13 protein-coding genes and 4 pseudogenes are annotated in these 11,453 nt (G+C 38.1%); 4 read left to right on the top strand and 13 right to left on the bottom strand.

Features of this window, described 5'->3' with window-relative positions; all coding sequences use genetic code 11:
- Positions 1-34: 34 nt before the first annotated feature.
- The 3 genes from DW917_RS14870 to DW917_RS14880 all read left to right on the top strand — a co-directional run bounded on the left by DW917_RS14870 (position 35) and on the right by DW917_RS14880 (position 3,707).
- Positions 35-1,327 (top strand): RagB/SusD family nutrient uptake outer membrane protein, encoded by a 1,293-nt coding sequence (locus DW917_RS14870; RefSeq protein WP_255415342.1) that lies wholly within the window; start codon positions 35-37, stop codon positions 1,325-1,327.
- Positions 1,328-1,361: 34 nt separating this feature from the next.
- Positions 1,362-2,525 carry a TlpA disulfide reductase family protein gene (locus DW917_RS14875; protein WP_118119956.1) on the top strand — a complete coding sequence of 388 codons (1,164 nt, stop codon included), beginning with the start codon at positions 1,362-1,364 and terminating at the stop codon, positions 2,523-2,525.
- Between the two features lie 138 nt (positions 2,526-2,663).
- Positions 2,664-3,707, top strand: coding sequence for an alcohol dehydrogenase (locus tag DW917_RS14880; protein ID WP_118119959.1), 1,044 nt, complete (start codon positions 2,664-2,666; stop codon positions 3,705-3,707).
- On the opposite strand, the pseudogene DW917_RS14885 reads toward DW917_RS14880, so the two are convergent.
- From DW917_RS14885 to DW917_RS17325, 4 genes and pseudogenes are all read right to left on the bottom strand, one after another.
- A pseudogene (locus DW917_RS14885) lies at positions 3,707-3,904 on the bottom strand (RHS repeat-associated core domain-containing protein); the annotation flags it as partial. The gene DW917_RS14880 and the pseudogene DW917_RS14885 sit on opposite strands and share 1 nt — an antisense overlap.
- 469 nt (positions 3,905-4,373) lie before the next feature.
- Positions 4,374-4,565 carry a hypothetical protein gene (locus DW917_RS17110; protein ID WP_147344213.1) on the bottom strand — a complete coding sequence of 64 codons (192 nt, stop codon included), beginning with the start codon at positions 4,563-4,565 and terminating at the stop codon, positions 4,374-4,376.
- Positions 4,566-4,825: 260 nt separating this feature from the next.
- Positions 4,826-5,347, bottom strand: a complete 522-nt coding sequence (locus DW917_RS14900) for a hypothetical protein (protein ID WP_118119966.1) — start codon at positions 5,345-5,347, stop codon at positions 4,826-4,828.
- Positions 5,304-5,447: a hypothetical protein gene (locus DW917_RS17325; protein ID WP_158570196.1), complete on the bottom strand. Its 144-nt coding sequence runs from the start codon at positions 5,445-5,447 to the stop codon at positions 5,304-5,306. Before DW917_RS17325 ends, DW917_RS14900 begins: the two co-directional genes overlap by 44 nt.
- 131 nt (positions 5,448-5,578) lie before the next feature.
- Here DW917_RS17325 and DW917_RS18200 point away from each other — a divergent pair, with 131 nt between their 5' ends.
- Positions 5,579-5,848: a hypothetical protein gene (locus tag DW917_RS18200; protein WP_147344215.1), complete on the top strand. Its 270-nt coding sequence runs from the start codon at positions 5,579-5,581 to the stop codon at positions 5,846-5,848.
- Here DW917_RS18200 and DW917_RS14905 read toward each other — a convergent pair.
- The 9 genes and pseudogenes from DW917_RS14905 to DW917_RS14945 form a co-directional block, all read right to left on the bottom strand.
- Positions 5,818-6,402: a hypothetical protein gene (locus tag DW917_RS14905; protein ID WP_118119968.1), complete on the bottom strand. Its 585-nt coding sequence runs from the start codon at positions 6,400-6,402 to the stop codon at positions 5,818-5,820. The two genes, DW917_RS18200 and DW917_RS14905, sit on opposite strands and share 31 nt — an antisense overlap.
- Positions 6,392-6,985 carry a hypothetical protein gene (locus tag DW917_RS14910; protein WP_118119970.1) on the bottom strand — a complete coding sequence of 198 codons (594 nt, stop codon included), beginning with the start codon at positions 6,983-6,985 and terminating at the stop codon, positions 6,392-6,394. The genes DW917_RS14905 and DW917_RS14910 overlap by 11 nt, the downstream gene beginning before the upstream one ends.
- Positions 6,986-7,047: 62 nt before the next feature.
- Positions 7,048-7,539, bottom strand: a pseudogene (locus DW917_RS14915) (sugar-binding protein); the annotation flags it as partial.
- 692 nt (positions 7,540-8,231) lie between these two features.
- Positions 8,232-8,603 (bottom strand): annotated as a pseudogene (locus DW917_RS14920) (hypothetical protein); the annotation flags it as partial.
- 13 nt (positions 8,604-8,616) lie between these two features.
- Positions 8,617-9,015, bottom strand: a complete 399-nt coding sequence (locus DW917_RS14925) for a hypothetical protein (protein ID WP_134844681.1) — start codon at positions 9,013-9,015, stop codon at positions 8,617-8,619.
- A 4-nt stretch (positions 9,016-9,019) separates the two neighbouring features.
- Positions 9,020-9,820, bottom strand: a pseudogene (locus DW917_RS14930) (hypothetical protein); the annotation flags it as partial.
- A gap of 159 nt (positions 9,821-9,979) precedes the next feature.
- Positions 9,980-10,456 carry a hypothetical protein gene (locus tag DW917_RS14935; protein ID WP_118119976.1) on the bottom strand — a complete coding sequence of 159 codons (477 nt, stop codon included), beginning with the start codon at positions 10,454-10,456 and terminating at the stop codon, positions 9,980-9,982.
- Between the two features lie 3 nt (positions 10,457-10,459).
- Entirely contained in the window at positions 10,460-10,990 is a 531-nt protein-coding gene (locus tag DW917_RS14940) for a hypothetical protein (protein WP_233524767.1), read from the bottom strand.
- A 65-nt stretch (positions 10,991-11,055) separates the two neighbouring features.
- Entirely contained in the window at positions 11,056-11,364 is a 309-nt protein-coding gene (locus DW917_RS14945; RefSeq protein ID WP_147344216.1) for a hypothetical protein, read from the bottom strand.
- Positions 11,365-11,453 lie beyond the last annotated feature (89 nt).

Consider the following 11,453-nt stretch of genomic DNA (forward strand, 5'->3'; position numbering starts at 1 on the left):
AAATAAGTTAAACTAAAATGCTGCGGAATTTAGGATTAATACGGCCAATACCTTCCTGGTACATATCAACAAGAATATACCAGGACTGAGCGAGGAGAAACGTACAGAGATGATTGCAGAGGCTCGTTGCCAGCGTGCCTTGGCTTACCTTACTCTCCTGAAGTGCTTCGGAGAATACTGGAAACAGGATTCACCATACGGTGTCTGCATCTTCCAGGACGAGCTGGTAAGAGATAACCAACCACGCAAGCGTTCTACTGTGGCTGAAACTTACAAGTTGATATCTGATGATCTCGACTATGCCATTGCTCACTGTGAACAGCAGCCTGCAGATCATTATCACATGAGTTCCGTTTTCGCCAAGGCTTTGAAAGCGAAAATGTATATGGCTCAGGATAATTATGCTGAAGCTGCAAGACTGGCAGAGGAAGTGATCGGTGAGGCAGAAGCAGCAGGTTATGGTTTGGAAAGTGACTATGCCAAGATCTTCGACGAACAATTTAATTCTCAGGAGATGCTCTTTGCTCCTTATACCGCCAATCCAAGTGAGTTGATGGACTCAAACTGGTATATGTTTTCTCCAGGTTCATTGCTCAAGAAGGTGGCAGATGATTTAGTTCCAGATGATGAAACAGGTGGAGATATTGTTATTCCAAACCCGGGAGATGGTGGGGACGTTGTTGTTCCAGATCCTGATGGTTCTTCAGATGGTAGTGCTTCTGGCGATGGTGGAGTAGTAATTCCTGGTGGCGACGGTGGCGTAGTAATCCCTGGTGGCGACGGAGGCGTAGTCATCCCTGGTGGTGATGGCAGTGATTTCCCATTCTTCCCAGGTGATGAAGATGTAGCTTCATACGATAAGCTATATACATGGGCCTATAAGGGAGATGCCATGAACGGTATTAGAAAATATAACAAGTTGACTCCTGAAATGTTCTATGCTGACTCTTATTACTTCATGCGCCTTGCCGAAGTTTATTATATCGCTGCCGAAGCAGAGGCTCGTCAGGGTCAGTATGCTAAGGCTCGTACGCTCTTGACTACAGTCATCGAACGTGCTGGATATACGGAGGACGATGTGAACGCCATTGCCGACGGCGATCTGCTGGGCGAAATCCTCAAGCATAAGTTGGTGGACATCAGTAATGAGAATTTCGAGGAATGGTTTGACCTCTGCCGTTACAACCGTAAGGGCGGTTTCGAAGGCTGGACTGAAGACGAGAAAGCTGAGTTGCCAACATTCAGAAGAAACCTGCTCCCAATTCCAAAGGCATCTATGGGTGCCAACAATCTGTTGGAGCAGAATCCGGAATATGTAAACAACTAATTTTAGAATAATATTTGAACTTTATCAAAAGAACATGATGAAATTGAGAAATTCAATGATGACCATTGCTGGCTTAATGCTGGCAATGGTGGCTAATGCCCAGAATTTTGTACTGAAAGGTACGGTGAAGGGTAACGTGGAAGGCTGCACCGTTATGCTGCAGAAATATGATATCGATAAGGTGAGCAACCTGGACAGTGCTACTATCAAGAACGGCGAGTTTGTGCTCAAGGGGGATGTGAATCAGCCTGAACAATACCAGATGGTCATCGATATGAATGAACCGGGCGTGGCAGAACCTGACTATCAGAAGATTTTTGCCAGTCGTATCTATATCGAAAACAAGCCAATGACTTATGATGTAGATCTTACTGGTTTCCCTACTGAAAAGGACATGAGCATGATTACACCTGTCATCAAGGGTTCTGCGACACAGGATACCTATCAGGCTTATCTCGACCTGATGACTCCTATCCAGGATAAACTGCATAGCCTGAACGACAGTATCAACAACTGTAAGGTTCTGGCACAGAGAGTGGCCTTAGCAAAGGAGGCTATCCAGCTGATGGACGATATGCGCCAGCAAACCAGCAAGTTTATCCAGGATCATACCAGTTCATTGGTAGCTTTCGATTTGCTCAATGAGAGTTTTTCAGCCCTTCCAACTCCTTATACCTCAGCGGAAATCGATGAGATGATGGGTTGGTTGAAGAATGATTGGAGCAATTCACCTCAGTATCCAATGCTGCAGGCACAGTCTGAAATGGCGAAGCATACAGCCGTAGGCAACCGCTTCATCGATGGTACGCTTCTCACTCCTCAGGGCAAGCAGGTGAAGTTGTCTTCCCTTATCAAGAAGGGCGAATATACCATGTTGGAGTTCTGGGCATCCTGGTGTCATCCATGCCGTCAGGAGATTCCTCATCTCAAGGAGGTACATGAGAAGTACAAGGATTTCAATATCATCAGCATTTCCGTAGATGAAAGAGATGAAGACTGGAAGAAGGCAATGGCGAAGGAAGGTATGAACTGGACCCAGTTGCGCAACCCAGAAGGTTTCGGTGGTATGGTGATGGGAGAGTATGGCATCAATGGTATTCCTGCTTGTCTGATTCTGGACAAGAATGGTAATTTCTACAAGACCAATATGCGTGGTGCATTCCTTGATGCATTCCTCTATGATTATTACAAAAGATAAGATATAAAATAAGTTTCTTATCTTGTAAGTAAAAGTATTCATAAATAAGAGAAAGTTTCGCTCCCTACTTCGGAACGAAACTTTCTTTTTAGGTATGATAAACTATCATTTTTTGACAATTTTCAACTTATCATCATAATGAAAGCATTTACTTATATTAAACAAGGTGTATTTGGCTTCACCGAAAAGGAGAAACCTATCCTGATAGATGAACACGATGCCATCGTGAGAGTAACCATGAGCAGTATCTGTACCAGCGATCTGCATATCAAGCATGGTTCTGTTCCTCGTGCCGTTCCCGGAATTACCGTGGGACATGAAATGGTGGGTGTCGTAGATGAAGTAGGGGAGAAAGTAACTCATGTGAAACCGGGCGATAGAGTAACTGTGAATGTGGAAACATACTGCGGGGAATGCTTCTACTGCCAACATGGATATGTGAACAATTGTACTTCTCCTCATGGCGGTTGGGCTTTGGGCTGTCGTATCGACGGCGGGCAGACCGAATATGTAAGGGTTCCTTATGCCACCACGGGCTTAAACAGGATTCCTGACAATGTAAGTGATGAGCAGGCACTCTTTGTTGGTGATATCCTTGCCACAGGTTTCTGGGCAACAAGGATTTCTGAAATCAAGGAAGAAGATACAGTTTTGATTATCGGAGCAGGACCTACGGGAGTGTGCTGTTTGCTTTGCACGTTGTTGAAGAATCCGCAGAAAATCATCGTTTGCGAGAAGTCTGAAGCCAGAAGAGCTTTTATCAGGGAGCATTATCCGCAGGTTTTGGTGGTAGAACCAGAGGATTGCGAGGCTTTTGTCAAGGAACAGAGTTTGCATGGTGGTGCGGATGTGGTGATGGAGGTAGCAGGCGGTCCTGATACTTTCCAGTTGGCATGGCAATGTGCCCGTCCTAATGCGATAGTTACCATTGTGGCGATGTACGATAAACCTCAGCTCTTACCTCTCCCAGATATGTATGGCAAAAATCTCATCTTCAAGACTGGCGGTGTAGATGGTTGTGATTGCGAGGAAATCCTGCATCTGATATCTCAGGGCAGGATAGACACCACTCCTCTCATCACCCACCATTTCCCTCTTTCAAAAATCGGAGAAGCCTACGATATCTTTGAAAACAGAAAGGATGGAGTCATTAAAATAGCGATATATCCGGATGCGAAATAATAAATAGTGTAATCCTCTGTCTCATGGAAGGAGATTCCCTGCGGAGCACCATTGATATATACGCCCTCCAGATCACTGTGGCTTTTGACGATTCGCTCGTCTGCGGCATTGTAGGTATAACGGCAGGTCTTGCCGTTATACGACAATACCATCAGTCGGTTATCCTCATCCCAATACATTCTCCGCTCGGTGTTCAAACAGTCAACTTTTGGTTATAAAGGTTTATATGTTATAAAAACCAACCAATGCTGAATAAATTTAATCTCATAATTATGATTATATACGATTTTTATGTCTAAATGCTCTTGTACATCTTTCGTATAGATAGAGGTCGAAATTAGAGTGTCATTTATGTGTTCTATAACAACTCTTTCAAAACAATATTTACTTGGATATTTGTACATAGAATCCATTGATACAGTATTCGACATAATCAATTCTTTTTGTCCGAGGTGATTAGAGTAAAAATTCCCATTCTTTTTGTAAAGTTTCCAAATTTGGACGGAAGAATTATTACTGTTGCAAACTTTACTGATTAATAGCGTATCTTGAGTTTGGACTATCCTAAATTCTTTAATTCCATCTTTAGGAAACAAACTATTTCCTTTAGGATTTTTTGTACAGCTGAAACAGCAAATACTGAGGAACAGAAGTCTACAATATCTACTAATACTTTGTATGTTCTTTTTTTGCTTCATTAAAAATATTATTTAGTAAGGGATGTTTCTTAACAAGTTCATTCCTTGTTTTATTATAATTTTTAGTGCTTTGCAGTTGCTTATTTTTATCTTTTTCTGTCAAATTGTGATGCTCTTTCGATGCAGAACTCTTTGACCAGATTTCATTTGGTTTTTCCATATTAGTACTTCGCTTAACCATTCGTAGTCATAGGTGTAAGTGATGGGGGCATCAGCCGAAATTCTCTTTTTGAGTTCTGCCGTGAGCTTGGTCAGGATATTGCCTGCCGCATCGTAGGTGCAGGTCACTTCAAGTTCTCTTATACGTTAGCCAACAAGATTATACAACATAATCTTGTTGGCTAACTTGTATAAATCTATATATGAGTAATGCATTCTCTAAAAGCAAGTAAACCTTTTTCTGTCAATGGTTCTATTGTTTTACTCCCATTCTCCATCAAAAGAAGCATTAAGGACTTTAGAACTGCAAAGATAAGTAGAATCATTTTGTATGATAAGATAATAAATGATTTGAGGAGGGATGACTTTCTTCTTTAGAATAACGGCATATTTCCCATTTAGAAGACTTGCAGGAGTCTCTATTAAAATCGAGTCTGGCTTCTTACTGATGATTTTCCATTTTCCTTTTGCATTATTTTCCAATCTTTTAATATTTTCATAAGTCCCTTTTATTTTATCATGAGCAGATAAGATGGCAGGTAACTCAACATGTGCATTATTGAAAACTATATTACTACCGAGAGGTCTAAAATCAACATGCCTATAAATATAAGATTGCTCCAGATCAATATTATACTCTCCCTGCAGCTTTTTATATAAAGGCGGCTTGTAAAGTATCTGAATGGTGTAAATGACAAGACACACTATGCCAATAATGATTGGCAGGAATATGATGCTCTTAGTCTTCAATAACTGGTTTATATCTTTTAGACTCTTTATCATATCGTTCCATTTTTTGTAGAATTTGCTTTCCTATTCTAGTAATTTCTTTATCGCCTGTTGAATTTTCACCTTGGAAAACATAATTAACTATTGCTCCCATTTTATCATCGTTTCTAAATTCCTCTGGGATAAGACCCATATGCAAATTGACTGCATTGATGGATGTGAATAATAATGCTTTCTGAAGCGGTTCTTGTTAATACTGATTATCGAAGCAGGATAAAGCACCTCATGCAGCCGTTCGAAGTCGTAGGTGTAAGAGATGTAACCCTTGTCAGATATCGACTTCCTAAGTTCCGCCGTAAGCTTCGTCAGGAGGTTACCTGCCGCATCATAAGTGTTCCTACCTTCGTGGTCAGGCAGTTGCCACTTGCCTCGTCGAAGTTCGATTGGAAGAAGGGGGAGGCTGAAAAGAGTACCTCGGTGTTATCAGTTCTGAATATAAATAGGTATTCTAATTATATGATACATCACATCTTTATTGTATATATGATATTATGATTTAGTTCATATTGGACAAGCCCCAATGACTTATTCCAAACAATAGACTTTACTTCAAGATGAGGCTGATCACCTAAATTATTATTCATGTTGTTTGAATTAATCACAAGGCAACTATCTAATTTACATCCATGTATCTGATATTGAGAAAATTGGACATTTTCATATGAAGTGCTTTTTTCACCAAATATTATGCTATAACGTAGAGGATCTGTATTTTTATTTCTTCGAATATAAAATCCTACGACAAATGATGTACCGGAATGTCTTAATTTCATCTCAACATATGCATTCCCATGAAATTCATGGGAGCCATTATACCATCTAACTCCTTCTGGGTCAAATACAAAGGTATTCCTTGGGTTTGAAACTCGCATTGAAATTATTGTTAACGTATCCACCCCCTTGTTTGATGTGAACACAAGTGTATCTGTATCATGGTAATGGTCAATCCATGATAAGTCATCTTTAGTTAGTTGAACCTTGTGTACATAAGGTAAACCACACGATGTTAACAGAACAAGAAAAGAAAATACAAATAGTTTATTCGTCATGATCCTTATAAAAATAGTTGTAGAAATCATCAATCGTATGAGTTGCACCAGTCCCAAGTTGAATGTAATTTATAGCACCTGGTATATCTACATTAGTATTTGACTGGAAATTATGTAACATGTCCCCACCATAATAAACGTCTTTTCCCCAAATAGTAAATAATTTCGTTCCTAATGCGATATTATTGGTAATATGACTAGGATTCCCTAATAAATCATCACTTGTTACAGCTGCTGGATTGAATGTAATTGCATCAAAACCAGTTGCCATACTTGCTGCTGCCACCTCTCCACCACCAAGAGAATGACCAACAAATGCAAAATCTACATTATTGCCATACTTTTCTTTCAATATACTTGATAATATCTCTGCGTTTGCAACTGCCATTTTGTACTGATTTGGGCTTCCTCCATAGTATTGGTCTATGTCGTCAACAACATCACTCCAATCGTCTGTACCAGCAAAAGCATAAACAAATTCTACATGTCCATGATTTGTTCTTTTATATAATTGCGCTTTATAACCATTATCAGATTCACTATTTAACAATACATCATTAATGTTTTTCGTAATTTTATCCACTCCTTTTACAATTTTCCACCCGGAAGCTCGTAGGTCTTTCCGAGTTGTAGTAGCATCATCGCGCCGTACGCACCCTTTTCTGTCGGTACACCTGGTGCAATGCCCTGCTGCTTATAGTATGCCTCTTTCTGCTTCTGAATCTGATTCATACGCTCAGCATAATCCGGCTGACCAGCCGTTACGTATGAGCCGTTACGCCCATAGACGTTATTGAACAGACCCGTTCCTATCCTTGATGCAACTCGTTTGTCACCAATAAAGTAATGCTTTGTGAAGCGGTACTTGTTGATGCTGATTATCGAAGCAGGGTAGAGCGTGAAGTTATCCGTCTCGTGGAACGTGATTCCCTGTGGTGCACCATTGATATATACGCCCTCCATCGTACCGTAACTCTTCATGATGCGTTCACCAGCAGCATTGTAAGTGTAACGGCTTGTCTTACCGTTGTCAGAGAGAACCATCAACCGATTATCCTCATCCCAGTACATCTCACGGGTAGTATTCGTAGAGTCGTTCGTTACCAGTGTTGGATTACCGTTGGCATCATGCGTGTAATCTTCTTCAAAAACCTCTTTATAAAAACTATTACGTCATTTTATAATGTAATCACTGTAAAAGAGTAGACAATTCTCCGCATAGCCTACTATGTATCTCATTGGTTACTTTTGATATTACGGTTTCTTATTGGTGGAGCATGAAACTCAACTCTCCTTTTCAATAGGATAGTATCAGGTCTTTCTGATATTTTTGTTATAGTTCCATTATCCTTAATCCGGTATGCAGAAGCTTCCTTCAGGAAAAATGCAATGTTATCGTTACATTTATCAATATTCGTTTTGTTTTTATTATAAGTCTTTAGAATATTCGATTGTTCATAAAGAAAGCCAGAAGATGACTGGATAAATATTAGCTTATCCTTATAATACTGCAATTGGGAAGGATATAATCTATATTTTGAAGGTAAACAATACAAAGATGGACCAAGTAAGATTACATTATTACGTTTATATCCATTTCTCCAATTGTATTCAAAGTCTGTAATAAAAATCAAAGATTTATATTTAGGATGGCGCTTTGCGTATTCATCAACTACAGATTTTACTTGACTACTGACTTGATTGTTCATATTACCTTGTACATTTTGTTCTGGTCTGCATGCCGTTAAATTTATGACAAAAAACGATGCCAATACGTATAGAAATAGTCTCATATTCATTCTTTTAATGACCATGTATTTTTTGCAACAATCAGAGAGTACCATCAGGCGGTTGTCCTCATCCCAGTATATCTCACGGGTAGTATTCGTAGAGTCGTTCGTTACCAGCGTTGGATTACCGTTGGCATCATATGTGTAATGATCGTTATCAATCTGCGTTGGAGCTGTCGGATGATTACTGTCCTCATACTTATAAGCAAAGTTATAAGACTTGGCAGTTGTCGTTGAGTCCACCTTCTGTACCTTCGTCAGCGGTTCACTCATCCGTCCGAACGACATCACCATGTCATACGATGCACGCTTGGCCTTACCACTGGCATACACCAAACGATTTAAATCATCGTAGGTATAGCTGTGTTTGAACATACCACCGAGCTGGGAAGGATTCCCTTTTGATAGCGATTGTGTATCCATCTTAATCTGAATTATTTTCCTCTATAGAGGGAGGAGATGGTAAATAAACCAAGGTATCTTTGAAATGTTTATTTTTTATTATTATCATTTTGTTACTAATTCTTGTTACTGCATATCCTATTCCGCCTATATTTAGAATAGAATCATCAATTACTGACCATTTCTCAACAAGCATAACATCACCTCCATTATATTTTTTCATAGTGTTACTTCTATATGGTCTTATAAAAACAGACCATTTTCCACTTCTGTCAAAATAATAAATTGTCTGAGATTTGCTCTCATCTGATAATTTTAACCAATATTTGCAATCTTGACCTGCAACAAGTACCTGTAATTCTCTTTTTTTACATGATGACAACATGAGTATTGTTAAAATGCACACTAAATATTTTGTCATGTTCTCACTGTTGATTAATTTTAATATTAAATCCTGCAGTATCACTTGAATATCGACTAAAAGATAAACTAAAGCCACTTCCCTTTATTGCCTTATTTGCTTTTTCTATAAGTGTAAATACTCGTTTATCATTTACACCATCTTCAATAATAGCATCTTTAAGATAAGAAGCCATTGGGTTAAGTACAGCTTCTTTGAAATCACTTGTTGTTTTGCTAAAAGAAGCATGCTCCAATTGTGCAGAATACACTTTTGCATGTTCAAAATTTGTAATATTTTTAAAACCATATTTCCCCTTTTTATGGGTATTCTCATGAACTAATGTATTCACTAAATTATATGTATTTGATAATAAGCTTGATATTTTATTCTTATACTTATTGACAAATATGTTATTCCCCTGATTAAAAGCTAATACTTTTGAATTATTATTCACTGAAAGCCCAACTGTGCCGATTGGATTATTTCCTATAGGGTTGCCTCCTTTTGCATAGTATGAAATTCCTATTTGGGCTGCATAATGGCCAATGATATTTGCAACAGTTTGTCTATTAGCCTTATTCCCTAAATCCAATCTTGTGATAAGAATAGGTTTTCCACTAACCATAACGTATATATTATTGGTTTGTCCACTATTTTTTACAAGGATTCCCCCAAAATTAAAAAAATCATCCCTACCATCAGGATCAACTAGCTTTATAGGATTACCATGACAATAAATATATGCTCCTATATTTGGATACTTTTCCATCATCGGGTCTACTCCATACCAAATACTCGTAATAGGATTCATATACCTCGCCCCATCTTAGGGTCGAGACATATCCCCAAAAGGTCTTCAACAGGTATAGGCCTTCACTCCCATCCCTTTTTATCTGTTTTATGTCACCAACTTCATGTGAAATTCTCTAAACCACCAGTCGAAATATAGTTCTTTACTATCAAACACTTCAGAATCAAAATATTAGTTCCACTCTAAGGGTTCAATAGAACCATATACTTTTTTACCATGACTTACACTAAATGTATATCTTCCTTGATCACAACCTCCACTAAAATTCCAATATTTATCATTAATATATGGAGCACAAGGGTCATCATCTTCAAAAGTTGATTTTATTGATTGCATTTTATATTTCTTTGTAACCTTATTATATATAATAGGAAAATAAGGACTTAAATATATAATATTAGAATCAACAGATAAGAAAAAATCTATACCTAAATATCCACCATTATATGGTGCTTGGTAAAAGATGGAATCACCACCATCCCCTAAAACCAATACATCACATGTATCTTTCTCTAAGACTTGAAAAGTAAAATCTATCTCTTTACAGTGATAAGTATATACACCAGAATGACGGCGACACCGTACTATGACATACGAAATTACCATCAAAAAAAATATCACAACTACAATATATCTTTTACTACACATTTTTCAATCTTGTTTATGAGCAGATATTATGGTGTACGAAATCCCATTCAGCAAGGAATATTGGATCAATCCTTTTTCTTTATCCCATATCACACCCTTTAGGCCAATGTGAGGTTGATCTCCTTTATTTCGTTCCATTTTCTTGATATCCATGCTAATACAATTTTTTAAGCATTGTCCCTGTATGTTTATGGCATTTACATGTATTTTTTTATTTATCCAACTCCATTCACAAAAATTACAGCTACTTCTTAATGCCCCCAATTTAGCTATTCGTTCTATCTCGAATCTTATTAAAAAGGTATCTGTAAAGTGTATTAGTGATAAATCAACTGTGGCAAAGCCATAAAACTCATTATCCCCTTCTAACCAATTTTGTCCTTCTGTGTCGAATATGAATGTATTCTTTGGATTATATATTTGAACATCTTTCACAATTACGGTATCTATAAGATTCTGATTGGAGAGATAATAAATTGTGTCGTTTGCTTTAAAATGATTAATCCACAACAAGTCATCTTCTGTTAATTTCACTTTTTTGCAGTATGGCAACCCACAACCTACTGGTAGTAGTAGCAATATAAAAAATAAATATTTCATCATTTTGAGGGATAATAGTAATTGTAAAAATTATCAATTGAGTGACCAGCAATGAAGCTCGTATATACAGGAATGGATGTACCTGGAGCTTTTATTCCGAATAGCCTTTGCCCTATTGTAACAAAATCTCCTCCGATACTTATTGTAGAAAGACGACCTCCTATTAGGCTATAACCTATAGGAATTGATGTTGCAATATAATTTGTCAAATTACTTGCATTACCTTTTAACGTAGAGCTAACAATAGCTGCAGGATTAAATGTTTTAGCTTTATGTCCTGTCGCCATACTAGCAACAATACTCATCACGCTGCTTTTCTATCTGCATCATGCGGGCGGCATTCAGTATCCTGTTGGCAGCAGAAACAATGGGGCACTTTTAGGGTTAATCGAAACTT

It is taken from the genome of Prevotella sp. AM42-24, assembly GCF_003461825.1.
Lineage (GTDB): Bacteria > Bacteroidota > Bacteroidia > Bacteroidales > Bacteroidaceae > Prevotella > Prevotella hominis.